General features: G+C 34.1%; 14 protein-coding genes and 1 pseudogene. 7 read left to right on the top strand and 8 right to left on the bottom strand.

Annotation, left to right across the window (positions count from 1 at the left end):
• Positions 1-5 precede the first annotated feature (5 nt).
• The 3 genes from TTHT_RS07325 (at position 6) to dnaG (ending at position 3,955) form a co-directional block, all read left to right on the top strand.
• Positions 6-1,697: a GSU2204 family CXXCH-containing (seleno)protein gene (locus tag TTHT_RS07325; protein WP_201327321.1), complete on the top strand. Its 1,692-nt coding sequence runs from the start codon at positions 6-8 to the stop codon at positions 1,695-1,697.
• A gap of 111 nt (positions 1,698-1,808) precedes the next feature.
• The gene (locus TTHT_RS07320; protein ID WP_201327320.1) at positions 1,809-2,132 is read left to right on the top strand and encodes a hypothetical protein; all 324 of its coding nucleotides are present in this window, start codon (positions 1,809-1,811) and stop codon (positions 2,130-2,132) included.
• A gap of 119 nt (positions 2,133-2,251) precedes the next feature.
• Positions 2,252-3,955: a DNA primase gene (gene dnaG / locus TTHT_RS07315; protein ID WP_201327319.1), complete on the top strand. Its 1,704-nt coding sequence runs from the start codon at positions 2,252-2,254 to the stop codon at positions 3,953-3,955.
• On the opposite strand, the gene rnhA is transcribed toward dnaG, so the two are convergent.
• The 8 genes and pseudogenes from rnhA to TTHT_RS07275 form a co-directional block, all read right to left on the bottom strand.
• Positions 3,943-4,383, bottom strand: a complete 441-nt coding sequence (rnhA, locus tag TTHT_RS07310) for a ribonuclease HI (RefSeq protein ID WP_201327318.1) — start codon at positions 4,381-4,383, stop codon at positions 3,943-3,945. The genes dnaG and rnhA overlap by 13 nt on opposite strands.
• Entirely contained in the window at positions 4,367-5,326 is a 960-nt protein-coding gene (locus tag TTHT_RS11000; RefSeq protein WP_201327317.1) for an FHA domain-containing protein, read from the bottom strand. Before TTHT_RS11000 ends, rnhA begins: the two co-directional genes overlap by 17 nt.
• Positions 5,327-5,364: 38 nt before the next feature.
• Positions 5,365-5,777, bottom strand: a pseudogene (locus TTHT_RS07300) (secondary thiamine-phosphate synthase enzyme YjbQ).
• A complete protein-coding gene (locus tag TTHT_RS07295) occupies positions 5,774-6,769 on the bottom strand; it encodes a DNA polymerase III subunit (protein ID WP_201327315.1) in 996 nt (331 codons plus the stop codon). The pseudogene TTHT_RS07300 and the gene TTHT_RS07295 overlap by 4 nt, the downstream one beginning before the upstream one ends.
• Positions 6,762-7,406 carry a dTMP kinase gene (gene tmk / locus TTHT_RS07290; protein ID WP_201327314.1) on the bottom strand — a complete coding sequence of 215 codons (645 nt, stop codon included), beginning with the start codon at positions 7,404-7,406 and terminating at the stop codon, positions 6,762-6,764. Before tmk ends, TTHT_RS07295 begins: the two co-directional genes overlap by 8 nt.
• Positions 7,406-8,506, bottom strand: a complete 1,101-nt coding sequence (locus TTHT_RS07285) for a sigma-54 interaction domain-containing protein (RefSeq protein ID WP_201327313.1) — start codon at positions 8,504-8,506, stop codon at positions 7,406-7,408. The genes tmk and TTHT_RS07285 overlap by 1 nt, the downstream gene beginning before the upstream one ends.
• Positions 8,496-8,708, bottom strand: coding sequence for a helix-turn-helix domain-containing protein (locus TTHT_RS07280; RefSeq protein WP_201327312.1), 213 nt, complete (start codon positions 8,706-8,708; stop codon positions 8,496-8,498). Before TTHT_RS07280 ends, TTHT_RS07285 begins: the two co-directional genes overlap by 11 nt.
• Positions 8,705-9,187 carry a CvpA family protein gene (locus TTHT_RS07275; RefSeq protein ID WP_201327311.1) on the bottom strand — a complete coding sequence of 161 codons (483 nt, stop codon included), beginning with the start codon at positions 9,185-9,187 and terminating at the stop codon, positions 8,705-8,707. Before TTHT_RS07275 ends, TTHT_RS07280 begins: the two co-directional genes overlap by 4 nt.
• A 122-nt stretch (positions 9,188-9,309) precedes the next feature.
• Between TTHT_RS07275 and TTHT_RS07270 the strand changes: the two genes are divergently transcribed.
• From TTHT_RS07270 to TTHT_RS07255, 4 genes are all read left to right on the top strand, one after another.
• Positions 9,310-10,104: a tetratricopeptide repeat protein gene (locus tag TTHT_RS07270; RefSeq protein WP_201327310.1), complete on the top strand. Its 795-nt coding sequence runs from the start codon at positions 9,310-9,312 to the stop codon at positions 10,102-10,104.
• A gap of 352 nt (positions 10,105-10,456) precedes the next feature.
• Entirely contained in the window at positions 10,457-12,979 is a 2,523-nt protein-coding gene (locus TTHT_RS07265) for a DEAD/DEAH box helicase family protein (RefSeq protein ID WP_201327309.1), read from the top strand.
• An 18-nt stretch (positions 12,980-12,997) separates the two neighbouring features.
• Entirely contained in the window at positions 12,998-14,083 is a 1,086-nt protein-coding gene (locus TTHT_RS07260) for a Fic family protein (protein WP_201327308.1), read from the top strand.
• A 114-nt stretch (positions 14,084-14,197) separates the two neighbouring features.
• On the top strand, positions 14,198-16,726 hold the full coding sequence (locus tag TTHT_RS07255) for an N-6 DNA methylase (protein ID WP_201327307.1): 2,529 nt from the start codon (positions 14,198-14,200) through the stop codon (positions 16,724-16,726).
• Positions 16,727-16,803 lie beyond the last annotated feature (77 nt).

Genomic DNA, 16,803 nt, shown 5'->3' with positions numbered 1-16,803 from the left:
GAATTATGAGGAAGTTAATTGCACTTCTCGCAATATTGTTTGTTTCTGCCTGGTGTTTTGCCGGTGAACCCAAAAAAGAGAGCGCAAACTACGCTGAAATTGGGGCACACGGTAGCTCAGTAACTAAAGACGGCACCAAGGCAGCTGAATATGATGAAGCTATTACTCATGCTGAAGGAAGTTTAAAGTTCAGGTGGGTTAAAACAGACGGTGATGTAAAGATAAAATGGGAAGGTGAAGTTGAATCCCATTCTGATATGAATTTCAAACTTGTTATAAACAGTGGAACATGGTTTAAATCTACAACCACCTATAACAAATTCTTCCACAGGCTTGGACATGATAAATTAGCAAACCTGGAAGGAAGAGAATCGGTTGATCCAGTTAATAACACCCCTGGTGGAAAATTCGTATTTCACGAAGATTATGACCCTGATGTAGATTACTACACTGTTTATGAAAAATTCAGCCAGGTATTTGATTTTAACCTTGACAATGATAGCCCATTTAAACATGTTCAGGTTGGTTTAAGCTCAATGGGCAGAAAAGGTTATCATCAGATTAATGGGTTGTCTCACTGTGATTCCTGCCACATCACTTCCAAGGCAGGGAAGACTGATGAAATGACTTATGATTTATGGGTAAAGGCAGACGCAAAGGTTGGTAATACTGATATTTCTTACAAAGGAACATACTCAAAATTCAACAACAGGGCTGATCAATACTCCTTTTACTATGATTTACCAAGACACCCTGTAAAAGGCACTCTGGTAGATGAATTTGCCTCAAGGACAATCTTTGGTGGGGAAAGACTTCCTGCAGATTACAACAATGATAATGAGATGTTTGAAAATGCAGTTTCTATTGAAAGTGTAATTTCACCAAAAGACACAATTTATGCTAAACTTCTCTATTCTACTCAGAAGAATAAAGCCATTGACCTGCAAATGGACACTAAAGCAGGTTCTCTCCGTTACACAAGAAAATTCTCTAAAAACTTCAGATTTGATGCTTATTTCTCCTATTACACAATAGACAATGACGATTACTTTGTTGATCTTCCAAACTGGAGAGTAACCGGAGACCCAATGGCTTTCACAAGATACTCTTCTTTTAACAGAGATGTATCTTACTTCAAATTAAGGGGAATATACAAATTCTCTCCAAATCAGAGGTTAACCTTTACCTACAGGTACCAGCAGATTGATAGGGATAATCTGATTGTTAACTATGAAAACAAATCAACTGACACAACAAAGAACCTGTTTAAAATAAGGTATGACGGAAGGTTTGAAGGATCAAGGGCATTCTTTGAAGTATCCTACGAAGACATTGATCATCCTTTTGAAAGCTATAATGGAATTTACGAAGAATCCTATCACAACTATAGTAATGGACCACTTTGGTACTATTTAAGGGAAAGAAGTGGAGAGGCTACTTCATTGCCCAATCAGGACTTTAAAATTAAGGGTTCATTTACAATTGATTTAACTGACAACTCCTCTTTGAATATCTACGGAAATTACAGAGACGGCGAGAATGACGAGTTAAACACTTACAAAATGGATTTGACAGCTAAAAATGCTGGATTTGATTACTTTGTTCAGTTGAATGACAATACCGTTATTACTTTAGGGTACGATTATTCAAACGGCTCTCAAACAACGCTGTTTGCCGTGCCCATAATGGATGGGTGAGGCGGCGCAGTTCTCTCCGACGGTGTCGGAGGATGGTTACATTACGGTACAGCTACCTCTTTAACAGAGTACCACCAGACTGCAAACACTTACTATCTTTCATTGAATTCAATGCCGTTTGAAAATGTTGAGATTAATTTAACAACATCTATTTCTAATGCAAAAGCCCACTTTGACCCAATAACAAGCTGGGATGGACCTATTGATTCAATTGAGCACCTTGATTTTGAAGGCTATTCAGAAATTGACCAGTACTCTGATCTTGATTTTGAAATCCTTCAGTTCAAGGCAGAATTTTACTACTACATTACCAAAGACCTCTCCATTCTTGCTGAGATTGATTACAACAAAGCCACCGATGATCAACCGTATGTTTACGGTGATCAGGATGGAAAATGGGTATATGGTAGGTTAGGATTCAGGTTATTCTTCTAACCGCTTATCCTTTATGTGGAAGTTTAGCCCCGGTTTTGCCGGGGCTTTTTTTGTGGTAAATAAAAATATTTTCTCTGTGCTATACTTTAATCTGAAATTAAATTTGAGGGTTGTACTATATGGGGTTTTCTCCTGATTTTATAAGGGAATTAAAATCGTTGATAAATATTGAAGACTTGATAGGGGAGTATGTGAAGTTAGAGAGGGCAGGAAGCAGGTTGAGGGCTTTGTGTCCATTTCACTCTGAAAAAACCCCATCTTTTTATGTCAATCCTGATTCTGGGTTATTCCATTGTTTTGGATGCAAGGCTTCCGGGGATGTAATTTCTTTTGTTGAAAGGATTGAAAACCTTGATTTTAACGAGGCTGTTAAATTTCTTGCAGAAAAGTACAATATCCCTATAAAGTACACCTCAGATGGGTATGATAAAACAGAAAAAGATGCAATATTTGATGTTTTGCAGGAGGCACAGAACTATTACAGGCAAAATCTAAAAAAAGATTCAAAACCATACAAATATTTGACTGAAAGAGGCATACTTGAAGAGACTATTGAATTTCTTAAATTAGGTTTTGCCCCTGAAAGTGGGGTGATAAACTACCTTTTGAAAAAAGGATTTGACAGAGATGTTATAGAAAAAGCGGGGTTAACTATTTCAGGGGGTATAGACAGGTTTAGAAAAAGGATTATGTTCCCTATATTCAACCTCTTTGATAAAGTTGTTGGGTTTGGGGGAAGGATTATTGAAAAATCAGAAAATGCTCCCAAGTATTTAAATTCTCCTACCACCCCGGTTTTTGAGAAAAAGACACTTCTTTACGGTTTGAATTTTTCAAAGGACTATATCAGAAAAAGGGATTTTGTAATACTTGTTGAAGGGTATATGGACTTTGCTTCCCTGTTTCAAAATGGGGTTTTTGAGGTTGCTGCGGCATTAGGTACCGCATTTACAGAAAGGCATGCAAAGTTGATAAGAAGGTTTGCCTCAAAGGTTTATTTAAGTTTTGATGCAGACCAGGCAGGCTTAAAAGCGGCAATAAGAAGTTTTGAAATACTTGCAAACGAAGGATTATTTGTCTATGCCATAGATTTGCCTGAGGGGGAAGACCCTGACAGTTTTGTTAGAAAATTTGGTAAGGAAAGTTTTTATATCCTTCTTGAAGGCGCAAATGAAATTCCAATATTTCTAACAAAGTATTTTCTAAACAAAGAAGATTTTCACTCAAAATCATTAAGGGAGAAACTTGAATCAATTAAATTAATTCTTGAAACAGTTTCAAAAATTGATGACAGGGTAAGGCAGGGTTACTATGTAAGGGAGATTGCCTCAATGCTTGATGTCCCTGAAAACAATCTTTTATCTGAATTGAAAAAAATATCCGATAAAAATAGCTTTAGAACCTATGTAAAACAGGAGGAGAAAAAAGGAAAAGTTTTGTTTTCAGAAGAGGAAAAGGCTCTTTTGTGCTTTATTGCATTTAATTCCCAAAAAAAGAGTGAGATTGATAGAGAATTAAAGGGCTATATAGAAACTTTACCCTGTTATCCTTTTTATCAAAAACTTATGGAATTGGATTATGAAATAATTGGGCATATTGCACACGAATTGCCTGAGGAATTAAAAGAAATTCTCTCATCCGTTGATTCTGTCACAAGCGATTTAAGGGTTATTTTAAAAACCATTAAAAGGCTTTCAATTAAGAAACAGATTGAAAATATAAATGAAAAATTGAAAACATTTGCAGATTCCTTGACTGACGATGAAAAGCTTATGCTTTTAAATCAAAAGGTGCAATTGCAAAAAGATTTTCATAAGCTTTGATTTTTTCGAATTTCATTCCTTGCAATTTTATCTGCAAGCTCGTTGTATTTCTCCCCAGAATGTCCTTTTATGTGCTTAAATTCGATATTTTTAAATTGATTTACAATTAAATCTAATTCTTTCCACAAGTCTGTGTTTTTGACCTTTTTCCACCCTCTTTTTTTCCAGTTTTCAATCCATTCTGTTAAACCTTTTTGCACATAAATTGAATCTGTATAAACCACTACAGGGAGATTTTTGTTTTTTATAGCCTTAAGCCCTTCTATAACTGCTTTTAATTCCATTCTGTTGTTGGTGGTTTCTTTTTCAAAACCTGAAATAATCTTTTCTCTGTCTTTGTACAACAAAATAGCGGCAAACCCACCGGGTCCCGGGTTGCCGCTGCATGCACCGTCTGTATAAATTAGAATTTTATTTTCTAATGACATAGGTTTTTGCTAACATATCGTGCAAAGTCTTATGCTCAGGGTTAAAGAATGCCATTATATACCCTATAAAGAAAATACCGCTTAAGAAAAACTGTACCAATGCCCTTATAATTCCCTGAGACATTGTTGGAGTGGTTAGTTTTTTCTGGTCAACAATGTATAATTTGAATAACTTCTTTCCTATTGTTGTTCCATACTTTCCATATCCTATTGCATAGTATGCAAAAACACCTACAAAAAGCACAAGGTTTATCAATATAGAAAGCCAGCTTGCAAGCCCCACAGGAAGAATTCTGAAAAATATAAATGAAAAAATACCACTTATAATTGAAAAACTTATCCCAACGATAATCCCGTCTACTAAAAGTGCTAAAAACCTCTGTAAAATACCACCGTATTCAATATTTCCCCTGTAAGGCTCACTGTGTTGATAAGATTGTTGCTGAGGCTGAGGTGCAGGAGGGATAGGTTGAGTTTGGGGGAGTGCCTGTACAGGAGGTGGAGTAACCACCTGTTGAGGTTGAGGTGGAGGAGGGGTTTGAGCCACTGGTGGTGGGGTGGGAATTGCTCCCTGAACTGTGCCCTGTTCTTCTTGTTTTAATTTTTCCTGTAACTGTGAAGCATCAACCCGGACTGTTCCCTGAAAATCTTCAGGCACTTCTATAACAAGGGTTGTTTTTCCTAAAAGTATGTGGTCGTTTGTTGTAATGGGTGTTTTTTCAGAAATTCTTACATTATTTACAAAGGTTCCATTTGAGCTGTTTAAATCGGTAAGAAAGAATTTTCCAGTCTCATCTCTTTCTAAAATAGCATGCCTTCTGGAAACACTTAAATCGTCAATCACAATATCATTATCTTTGCTTCTCCCTATTGAAATGTAGGGTTTGTCAATTTCATGTTCAAATTTACCTTTTGCGGTAACGACAACAATCTTGGTATTCATTTTTTCCTCCTGCAAGTTTTGGGGTAACTACTTATAGTTTACTCTCCCATCACCTTTACGACAACCCTTTTTTTCTTTTTCCGTCAAATTCTGCATAATACACCTGTTGCCATGGGCCAAAATCAAGTTTTCCATTTGTTATTGGAATGATTACCTGGTGATGTACCAGAAGACTTTTAAGGTGAGCATCTCCATTTGTTTCCCCTGTCCAGTGGTGTCTGTAATCATCTCTGTAAGGCGCTAATTTTTCAAGCCATTCATCTATATCCTGCAAAAGCCCGTCTTCTGCATCGTTAACCCATACCCCCGCTGTAATGTGCATTGCAGAGACAAGCATCATTCCCTCTTTTATTCCGCTTTTTTTAAGTATTGAATTTAATGTTGAAGTAATGTTTATGTACTCCCTCTTTTTTTCTGTGTTAAACCACAGGTATTCAGTATAAAACTTCATAACTTAACCCTCCTTCCCTCAGTAATAATCAAAGAAATCAATTGAATAGGTTTTAAATTAAAGTAAAGTCCTGTTTGTGTTTTCTTTATTATTTCAAAAAGTTCAAAGATAAAATCAGGAGAGGTTTTTGCGGAAATTTCTTCTATTTTTTCTTTAAAATCCCTGTTTATTAAATTTTCACTCTCGCTTTTCACAGCAAGAATGTCCCTTAAAAATGTATAAATAATGAAAAAAAGCCTGCTATTGTCCTCTCTTGTGTTTTTTTCAATTTGAGGCTGTATTTCTTTCTCAATTTCAATAAAACTTGATTTGTTAAATATGCTTTCCAGTATAAAAAGAGCGATTTCCCTTTCTCTTTTTAATTCCTCAATGTCATCTTGAGATTGAATATAGCCGCTGCCTGAGTTTATAAGAGCCTTAATCTCTTCCCTTGAAAAACCTGGAATATCAATGTATTTCTCAAGACCTTTAGGATTAAAGTATACCTGCTGACACCTTGAGACAATGGTGGGCAACAAAGCGTCAGGTTTTGAAGTAATAAGAAAAAAGTATGTGTTTTCAGGTGGCTCTTCAAGGGTTTTTAAAACCATATTTGCAGATGTTTTGTTCATCAAATGGCAATTGTCAATAATAAATATCCTTGCTTTCCCTTCATAGGGGGGGAAGTTGGTTGTTGTTAAAATTGTCTCTATGTCATCAACAGTGATTTCGTTTTTGCCTTCCATTGGTTTTATCTCAATTAAATCAAGGTGTGGGTTGTCTGTATCAGGGTTTTCAATCATGTTTTTTATCTTTAAGCAGTGTTTACAAAAGCCACAGGGGGAGTTCCCTTTGTTTTCGCACAGAATCATTGCTGCAACCACTTTGGCAAAAAGCCTTTTTCCAATCCCCTCTCTCCCCTTGAAAAGATATGTTGTGTGAAGTTTATTGTTTTTGTAGGCATTTTTGAAAAATCTTTTTATATGCTCGTGTCCTTTAACAATATCAAACATTTTTCAGCCTTTTTTCAACTATTGATACTATTTCCTTGTGAATATCTTCTATACTCTTTTTTCCGTCAATTACCACAAAGTTGTTGTTCTCTTTTGCAAGGGCTAAAAATCCCTGCCTCACCCTTTTGTGAAAGTTTTTATGCTCAATTTCAAACCTTGAAAGCTCAATATTTTCAACTTGAGCCCTTTTATTTACCCTTTTTAAAGAAGTTTCTTCGTCAATGTCAATTAAAAAAACTATATCAGGTTCAATGCCTTCAACAATGTTTCTGAAAACCCATTCAATTTTTTCAATATCAAGCTCTCTTCCATAGCATTGATAAGCCAAAGAAGAGTGCTGGTATCTGTCGCAAATTACCACATATCCATTGTTCAGGTGAGGGATTATCTTCTCCTTCAAATGCTGATTTCTGTCAGCCTGATATAAAAGAGCTTCTGTTACAGGGTGGAGTATGCCTTTGTATTTTGGGTCTACAAGTATGTTCCTTATTTTTTGCCCTATCTCAGTTCCCCCGGGCTCCATTGACAGAATTGTTTTAAGCCCTTTTTTTTCAAGGTATTCTTTTAAAAGTTTTGCCTGAGTGGATTTTCCGCACCCTTCAATTCCTTCAAATGTTATAAACAGCCCTTTTACCATTAAAATTCCTTCTTTCCTTTTTTTATCTCTTTATCGGTTATTTTTTTTGCACCAATATTGAAGATAACAACCTTTTCAACAAAATTTTCCAATTCTCTGATATTCCCCTTCCACTCAATTTCTTTTAAAACTTTAATTGCACTCTTAGTTAATTCCGGTTCTGGAATATTGTGTTTTTGAGAGGATTTTTTTAAGAAAAATTCAGCAAGTTCTGGTATATCTTCCTTTCTCTCCCTTAAAGGGGGAAGGTTAATCGGGATTACATTAAGCCTGTAGTATAAATCCTCCCTGAAATCCCCGTTTTTTACCATCTCCTCAAGGTTTCTTGAAGTTGCTGATACAACCCTGACATTTACCTTTATATTTTTGTTGCTTCCAAGGGGGGTTATCTCTTTTTCCTGCAAAACCCTTAAAATCTTTGCCTGTAAACTTAAAGGCATATCGCCTATTTCGTCTAAAAATAGGGTTCCCCCGTCTGCCTCTTCAAATTTTCCCTTTCTATCAGCATAGGCATCTGTGAACGCCCCTTTTTTATGCCCGAATAACTCTGCTTCAAGAAGTGTTTCAGGTATTGAGGCACAGTTTACTGCGATAAAATGCTTGTTCTTTCTATTGCTTAAACTATGTATTGCCTTTGCCACCAACTCCTTTCCTGTTCCGCTTTCTCCACGAATTAAAACAGTTGCATCTGTTTTTGCCACCTTTTTTATCATTGATACAATATTTTCCATCACCTTTGATGAGTAAACCATACCGAAGAATGTTTGGTTAATTTCAGGCTTTAATGGTATTCCCTTTTTCTTAAAAATATTTTCAAGGTTTCTCTCATCTTTATCAATAACAATGTAGAAAGGCTTTTTTAGTATTAAATCCCTTAATTCTTTTTTTGAGATTTCATTTTCAGCACAGTCAATAATAACCCTGTTTGTGAGGTAAAAATCCAGACTTAAACTTTCTGCTTTTTCATAGGGGATAATAACAGCAAAAGGGCTTGTTGAAATATCTTCGGTAGAAGAAAAATTTTCTGTATCAAAATAATCTGGTATTATCCAATTTTCTTTGCTCAAGCTTTTGTCTAAAAAAACCTTTTTATTTTCCATTTATCTTTATTTCAAGTTTTTTTATTTTGTTTGAAAGGGTGTTTCTGTGAATTTTAAGCTTTTTTGCAGTTTGCACAATATTAAAGTTGTTTTTTTCAAGCGCCTTTTCAATATAAATCCTCTCAATAAGGTTGGAAAAATCCTGTAACCCTATTCCGTTATCAAGCATTTCTTCAAAAATCTTTTCTAACTGTTTTCTCATTTTTTTATCCTTTTATATACTTTTGTTCCCTTGTCAATAAATAAAGATGCCGTTTTCTTAACAGCATAGTAGGTTTTTGAATTTTTTAAGTCTTTAGGGGCAATGTTTGTTGTCTCAATAATGAGAACAAGAACATAGGCAATCAAAAGCCCTCTAACAAGCCCGAATAAAAGCCCTAAAAGCTTGTCGTAAAATGTAAGCCCCGCTTTCTGAAATAGCTTTTTTGCTAAATAAGAAACAAGTGCAACAATCCCCAATAAAATAAAGAAAATTAACAAAAATGTTATAAACTCCCTTAAAGGCTTTGCAGCTATTATTGATTTAAGGTAGATGCTAAAAGGCCTATAAAACCTGAAGGATAAAACAGTAGCAACAATTAATCCAATAATTGAAAAAGCCTCTCTTATAAAGCCTTTGAAAAAGGCAAAAACTCCGGAAGCGATAATTATTGTAATAACGGCAATATCTATCCAGTTCATAAAAAATATAATAGCATAAATTGATTTTAAATTCAGGTGTCTATTGTCACAATTTTTTGATATTACGGGTATAATTAAGTCAGGCAAAAGAATTTTTGTAATTTTAAAAAAGGGGGTTGGTTTTGAAAAAAAGCATTGTTTTTTTGATTTTTTTAACCTTTTATTTTTCTCCTGTTCTGGCAAAAAGAATTCACATAAGATTAAAGCCTCTCCCTGCATCAATTCGCAGGGTTAATATGGGGGTGAAATACCTTAAAAAAGGCAAACTTGATAAAGCAATGAAAATGTTTGATGCTGCCATTAAAAACTATCCTTCAAACTACTCTGCATACGGATATAAGGGGATTGTTTATCTGAAAAAAAATGATTACAAAAATGCTGAAAAAAATTTTGAAAAAGCCCTTTCCCTTTACCCCTCATACAAAAAAACACTTGAAAAAAGCATAAAGGAAAGCCTGAAAATTCTTGAAAGGAGAAGGAAAAAATTAGAGTCGAAGGTATCTTTAGAGGGGGATTCAGTAAGTGGGACTCAGGATTATATGTGTGGAAGTGCTGCAAGTCTTGAATTAAACAATAGAAAGGCTGAGGAAAAGGCAACTGATGAGATGAAATTGAAACACATTGAGGAGAGGATTTCATACTTAAAAAGAAGGCTTGAAACCTTAAAAAATGAGAAGTATCCATTGATTTTTAGAATAGGCTACGCTGAAACCTTAATGAAAATGAAAAAGTTTGAAAAGGCTGTGGAGCAATTCCAGTTTGCTGCAAAAGACTACCCTGAAAACAAATCCTTTTACCCAAAATACGCCCTCTCCCTTGCCTTTGCAGGAAACTGCGCTCAAGCAAAACAAATAATCTCTCAAGCAACAAAAATCCCCCCAAACATCAAAAAAGCTTTAAAAGAAAGGTGTAAGTAATTTAGTAAAAATTAAAGACTTCTATACCGTATTAAAAGGATAAATATTAAAATGATTTCAAATGAGCAATATTTGTAATTGGAATGATTAAATCTCTAATAATGTCATACACTTGTAAGTTTTGTATGTTAAAATAAATTTAAATATAGAATGGAGTATGTTGAAATTTTAGAGTAGGGAAATTTTATGATAGTGAAAACGAGAAAAAATAAAATATCTGATGATAAAATAAAAATTGAAAGTAATGGTAGCCGTTTAAAAAACTGCAAATGTAAACAATTCAGAGTTTGCTTTACCTTAATGAACAAAGAAAGAAAAAGGGATACAAATAGGAATTAATTTAGGATTGAGTATGGCTGAAAAAGAAGCAAAAGCAAGGATAAAAATTAATAAACTACTTGAAGAGGCAGGCTGGAGATTCTTCGACACTGAAGAAGGAAAAGCAAATGTCCTTTTAGAAAATAATGTTAAGATGACAGAGCAAAAGCTAAACGAGTTTGGTGAAAATTTCGAACATACATCAAATGGTTTTGTTGATTTTCTACTCCTTGATGAAAAGGGATTTCCTTTGGTTGTTCTGGAAGCAAAAGCAGAAGATAAAAATCCGCTATTTGGCAAGGAGCAGGCAAGAAAATATGCGAGATCTCAGGGGTGTAGGTTTGTTATCCTTTCAAATGGGAATATACATTATTTCTGGGATCTTGAAAGGGGTAATCCGCAGATAATTAGCAAATTCCCTACCCCAGAAGCGGTGCAAGGATATGCAAATTTCAAACCGGATCAAAATCGGCTTGTAGAAGAAATAGTTGAAGAAGACTATATTGTTCTAACACAACGGCCTGATTATAAACATGATCCTTCATATTTAAGCGAATCTACAAGACAGAAATTTATAGATGAAAATAAACTACGGTTTCTTAGGAAATATCAACTTATGGCTGTAAAATCTATACAGAATGCAGTAAAACAGGGTAAAGATAGATTTCTTTTTGAAATGGCAACAGGTACAGGAAAAACTCTTGTTTCAGCAGCAGTTATAAAATTGTTTTTAAGAACAGGCAATGCCAGAAGAGTATTATTTTTAGTAGATAGGTTGGAACTTGAAAATCAGGCGTACAGAGCCTTTAATGATTATCTTAAAAATGATTACACCACAGTTATTTACAAAGAAAATAGAGATGATTGGCGAAAGGCTGAAATTGTAGTCTCAACAATTCAAACTTTTCTTTCCAAGAATCGTTATAAAAGGTCTTTTTCGCCGGATGATTTTGACCTTGTAATTTCTGATGAAGCCCACAGAAGTATAGGTGGGAATAGCCGTGCTGTATTTGAATATTTTATCGGCTATAAATTGGGGTTAACTGCTACACCCAAAAACTACTTAAAAAATATTGATGTATCTAAACTTGGAGAAAATGACCCAAGGCAGCTTGAAAGAAGACTTCTTCTTGATACTTATAGGACTTTTGGTTGTGAGAATGGAGAGCCAACATTTCGGTATTCTCTTATTGATGGTGTAAAAGATGGTTATCTGGTAAACCCTGTTGTAGTTGATGCAAGAACTGAAATTACTACTCAACTTCTTTCAGATGAAGGATACGCGGTAACAACAATCAATGAAGAAGGAGAAGAAGTAGAAAAGACATATGTACATAAAGATTTTGAAAAGAAGTTTTTTTCAGAAAGCACCAACAGGGCTTTTTGCGAGGCATTCATGAAAAACGCCCTCAGAGACCCAATAACTGGAGAAATTGGGAAAACAATAGTTTTTTGTGTTTCACAAAATCATGCTGCTAAAATCACTCAGATTTTAAACAAAATTGCGGATAAAATGTTTCCAGGTAAATACAATTCAGATTTTGCTATTCAGGTAACATCAATTATTCATGATGCTCAGCAATTTACAATTAATTTTACCAATAACAATCTTTCAGGTTATGGAAATTTTAACCCGGTATATAGAACAAGCAAAACTCGTGTTTGTGTTACAGTGGGAATGATGACAACAGGATATGATTGCCCTGATATTTTAAATATTTGTTTGATGAGACCTATTTTTTCCCCAACTGAATTTATTCAGATAAAAGGAAGGGGGACGAGAAAGCATAACTTTACTGAAAATCTAATTGATGAAAAACTTAAAGCAGAGATAGGTGAAAAACAAAAAAAATACTTTAAGCTTTTTGATTTCTTTGCTAATTGTGAATATTTTGAAGAAAAATTCAATTATGACGAAATAATAGAGCTTCCTATTGGAAGAGGTAGTTCTTCAGGAACTCAGGGAATAATAATAGATAGTGATGAATACCATAGCAAAAAAGATGACCATATACTATCCTTTGAGCAGAAAGCCATTGGTACTGAGGGGATGAAAATTGACAGAATGTATTTTGAAAAATTTGAAAATAAAATTATAGATCATCCTTATATAAAACAAAAAGTTGAAGAAGGGAATTGGGAAGAGCTACTTGATTACATTGAAAAGAATATTATGGATAAACCTGAAGAATATTTTACTCTTGATAAGTTGAGAAAAGCAATTAACATAGATAGGCGTATTACTCTGAAAGAGATTATTGAAAAAATATTTGGCATAATTCCCTATTTTAAGACAAAAGAAGAACTCCTTGAAGAAGAATTTGATAAATTTGATAGCCGTTATTTACCGAAAGAAGAATATTTTGAATATGCAAAAACAGTTTTTAAAGCCTATATCGTTGACCCGGAATTCAGGCAAATTATAGATAGTGGCAATTATGCCATGTTAAATATTTCACCCTATGGAGAATCTTATAAAAAATTACCACCTGAACTCAGAAAAGCTATACCAGAATACATAAAGGATTATGTGCCATTAAATATATTTAGTGCATAAAAGGAGTAATTAGAAAAAATGGAAAAATTAAATTTATTACCCCCTAAAATTGATGTTGAAACAAAAGCAATTCTTAAACAGCTTTCTCAATCACATAGATACCTTGCCGAACTAAAGGGAATTGCAAAAACAATTCCCAATGAAGCTATTTTAATTAATACTTTACCTTTGCTCGAAGCTAAAGATAGTTCCGCAATTGAAAACATTATAACTACTCATGATGAAGTCTATAAAGAAAGTCTTTTTGAAAGTTTTATATCAAATCCAAATGCTAAAGAAGTCCACCAATACGCAAAAGCTTTAAAAACTGGTTATAATGCTTTAAAAGAAAAAAAATTAATAACCAATAAAATTATATTAGATATTCAAGAAATAATAGTTTCAAACAATGCAGGATATAGAAAACTACCTGGAACTGAACTTAAAAACGCTGCAACAGGTGAAACTGTATATATCCCCCCACAGGATTATGAGACAATTGTTCAATTAATGCAAAATCTTGAAAAATATATAAATAATGATGACTTACACCCTGTAGATTCTTTAATAAAGATGGCAATAATACATTATCAGTTTGAATCAATCCATCCCTTTTATGATGGCAATGGAAGAACAGGAAGAATACTTAATATACTATATTTAGTTCAAAAAGATTTGCTTGACTTACCAATACTTTATTTAAGTAGTTATATTATTAGAACAAAAGGGGATTACTATCGTTTGCTTCAGGAAGTCAGGGATAAAGAAAATTGGGAAGAGTGGATTTTATATATGTTGAAAGGGGTAGAAATTACATCTAAAGGAACAATTTACCTTATTAATGAAATATCAAAGTTAATGAAAAAATATAAACATGAAATAAGAAACCAGTATAAATTTTATTCTCAGGATTTATTAAATAACCTTTTTAAACACCCTTACACGAAAATTGATTATTTGCAGAAAGATTTAAATATCCATAGGCAAACGGCAGCAAGTTATCTTGATGAATTGGTAAAAGGAGGTTTTTTGAAAAAGGAAAAAATTGGTAGAAATAATTATTATATAAATGAACCTTTGTTTAAGCTATTTAAAGATTTTAATTTAATATCAGAAGAGAATTAATATGTCGAAAAAAAATGTAAATTTCAACATGTTTTTTTTATATGTCGAAAAAAAGGCTAAATTTCAACATGTTTTATAAATATGACGAAATGAGTAGTACAAAGGGGAGAAACTATGCTTGATGCTGAGACTAAAAGAAGAATTGACACAGCCCGTGACATTCTCGTAGGGAAGGTACCTGACCCCAAAAGTCAGGTAGAACAAATTACAATTGCCCTTATTTACAAGTTTATGGATGACATGGACAGAGAATCAATAGAAATGGGTGGAAAGCGTAGCTTCTTCACCGGTGATTATGAAAAATATAGCTGGCGCAATATCTTTAATCCTCGGCTTGGTGGTTTTGAAATGCTTAATCTATATGCAGAAGCAATAACTAAAATGAGCCACAACCCCAATCTTCCAGAGCTTTTCCGTAATATTTTCAAAAATGCTTATTTGCCATATAGAGACCCTGAAACTCTAAAACTTTTTTTAAAAACAATAAATGAATTTGAATACGACCATTCAGAGCGCCTTGGAGATGCTTTTGAATACCTGCTTTCTGTTTTAGGCAGTCAGGGTGATGCTGGCCAGTTTAGAACCCCCCGCCATATAATTGATTTTATAGTTAAAATAATTAACCCCAAAAAAAATGAACTCATACTTGACCCAGCATGCGGGACTGCTGGATTTTTGATTTCAGCATATAAACATATTTTATGTGAAAATACTTCAGAAAAATATAAATCCCACAATGGAATTTGTATGGGTGATTTGCTTACCACTGATGAGCGTAAAAAATTGTATAAAAATTTTAAAGGCTATGATATTTCACCAGATATGGTGAGGCTTTCACTTGTGAATATGTATTTACACGGTTTTGTAAATCCTCAAATATACGAATATGACACTCTAACCAGTGAAGATAGATGGAACGAATATGCTGATGTAATCCTTGCCAATCCACCTTTTATGTCGCCAAAAGGTGGAATCAAGCCACACAGGCGTTTTAGTGTTCAGAGTAAGCGTAGTGAAGTGCTTTTTGTAAACTATATAGCTGAGCACCTAACACCCACGGGAAGGGCTGGGGTGATTGTGCCTGAAGGTATTATTTTCCAGAGTGCCAAAGCATACAAGCAACTACGCAAAATGCTTGTAGAAAACTATCTTTATGCTGTGGTATCACTTCCTGCTGGAGTTTTTCAGCCCTATTCTGGTGTAAAAACCTCAATTTTGCTTATGGATAAGGTACTTGTCAAAAAGGCTGACAGTATTTTGTTTATAAAAATTGAAAACGACGGCTTTGATTTAGGCGCTCAGCGCCGCCCAATTGATAAAAACGATTTGCCCGATGCCCTGAATGTTATAAGAGAGTACATTGAAAAGGTGATAAGTGGGAAGGTTGACGAGTTTAATCCAGATGAAAACCCCTGCTCAGCCCTGCTGGTAAAGAAAGAAAAACTTGCCGAAAATGGCGATTATAACCTAACCGGCGACAGATATAGAGTAATAGAAAAACGGATAAATCAGAAATGGCCAATGGTGAAATTAGGAGATGTATTAATTTATGAACAGCCTGCTAACTATATTGTTAAATCTGAAAATTATAGCAATGAATTTAAAACACCAGTACTTACTGCAGGTAAAACTTTTATACTTGGTTATACAAATGAAGAAGATGGTATCTTTCCAAAAGAAAAATTACCAGTAATTATTTTTGATGATTTTACTACAGCAAGAAAATTTGTTGATTTCCCTTTTAAAGTGAAATCATCTGCGATGAAAATTTTATTAGCTACTGAAAGAATTAATATTAAGTATGCATTTTATATAATGCAAAAAATTAATATTGATACAACTCAGCATAAAAGGTATTGGATATCTGAATTTTCAAACCTTTATATTCCTCTTCCTCCCCTTGAAGTACAGAAGGAGATTGTATCAGAGATAGAAGGCTACCAGAAGATTATTGATGGCTGCAAGCAGGTGATAGACAACTGGAAGCCTGATGTAGAAGGCTATCTTGACGAGGAGTTAAAAGAATACCTTGCTCAGCACCCAGAAAAAAAAGAAGAACTCTCCGACGGCTGGCCAATGGTAAAACTGGGAGAAGTATGTGAGATAAATCCAGAATCAGCAAATCCTTATGATTTATATGGTGATTGTGAAGTTATTTATATTGACATTAATTCAGTAGAAAATGGAACAGGTAAGGTTTCTTTTGATAACAGAATTTTAACCAAGAATGCCCCCAGTCGTGCAAGAAGAATAGTGAAAGAAAATGATGTTTTATTGTCAACCGTTCGGCCAAATTTAAAAGCTTTTACTATTCTTAAAAATTTGCCTCAGAAGATAGTAGCATCAACAGGTTTTGCTGTATTGAGAAGTAAGAACTATATCATACCAGAATACCTTTTTAGCTGTATATATTCTGAATTTATCATTAATCAAATGATAAAAAAAATGGGAAAAGGGGCATATCCTAGTATAAACTCGAACGATGTAAAAAATTTAATTATCCCCCTCCCCCCGTTGAAAGTACAGCAGCGTATTGTGGGAAAAATAGAAGCAGAGCGAAAAGTGATAGATGGCTGCCGCAAGCTTATAAAAACCTATGAAGAAAAGATTAAAAAAGTAATTGATAAAGTTTGGGGTGAGTGACAGAAATATTTTTGTTTATAGTGCAAATAAAAAAGAAAAAGAAGACTGCTTTAAAGTGTTAGAAATGTAGCACCAAT

It is taken from the genome of Thermotomaculum hydrothermale (assembly GCF_016592575.1).
In the GTDB taxonomy this organism is placed as follows: domain Bacteria; phylum Acidobacteriota; class Holophagae; order Thermotomaculales; family Thermotomaculaceae; genus Thermotomaculum; species Thermotomaculum hydrothermale.
The sequence above is the reverse complement of the archived record's forward strand: the minus strand, read 5'-3'. Positions and strand labels throughout refer to the sequence as shown.

Bases quoted from the DNA above. Each gene is read 5' to 3' on its own strand.
- TTHT_RS07325 (WP_201327321.1), top strand. From the start codon at position 6: ATGAGGAAGTTAATTGCACTTCTCGCAATATTGTTTGTTTCTGCCTGG.
- TTHT_RS07320 (WP_201327320.1), top strand. From the start codon at position 1,809: ATGCCGTTTGAAAATGTTGAGATTAATTTAACAACATCTATTTCTAAT.
- dnaG (WP_201327319.1), top strand. From the start codon at position 2,252: ATGGGGTTTTCTCCTGATTTTATAAGGGAATTAAAATCGTTGATAAAT.
- rnhA (WP_201327318.1), bottom strand. From the start codon at position 4,383: ATGTCATTAGAAAATAAAATTCTAATTTATACAGACGGTGCATGCAGC.
- TTHT_RS11000 (WP_201327317.1), bottom strand. From the start codon at position 5,326: ATGAATACCAAGATTGTTGTCGTTACCGCAAAAGGTAAATTTGAACAT.
- TTHT_RS07295 (WP_201327315.1), bottom strand. From the start codon at position 6,769: ATGTTTGATATTGTTAAAGGACACGAGCATATAAAAAGATTTTTCAAA.
- tmk (WP_201327314.1), bottom strand. From the start codon at position 7,406: ATGGTAAAAGGGCTGTTTATAACATTTGAAGGAATTGAAGGGTGCGGA.
- TTHT_RS07285 (WP_201327313.1), bottom strand. From the start codon at position 8,506: ATGGAAAATAAAAAGGTTTTTTTAGACAAAAGCTTGAGCAAAGAAAAT.
- TTHT_RS07280 (WP_201327312.1), bottom strand. From the start codon at position 8,708: ATGAGAAAACAGTTAGAAAAGATTTTTGAAGAAATGCTTGATAACGGA.
- TTHT_RS07275 (WP_201327311.1), bottom strand. From the start codon at position 9,187: ATGAACTGGATAGATATTGCCGTTATTACAATAATTATCGCTTCCGGA.
- TTHT_RS07265 (WP_201327309.1), top strand. From the start codon at position 10,457: ATGGCTGAAAAAGAAGCAAAAGCAAGGATAAAAATTAATAAACTACTT.
- TTHT_RS07260 (WP_201327308.1), top strand. From the start codon at position 12,998: ATGGAAAAATTAAATTTATTACCCCCTAAAATTGATGTTGAAACAAAA.
- TTHT_RS07255 (WP_201327307.1), top strand. From the start codon at position 14,198: ATGCTTGATGCTGAGACTAAAAGAAGAATTGACACAGCCCGTGACATT.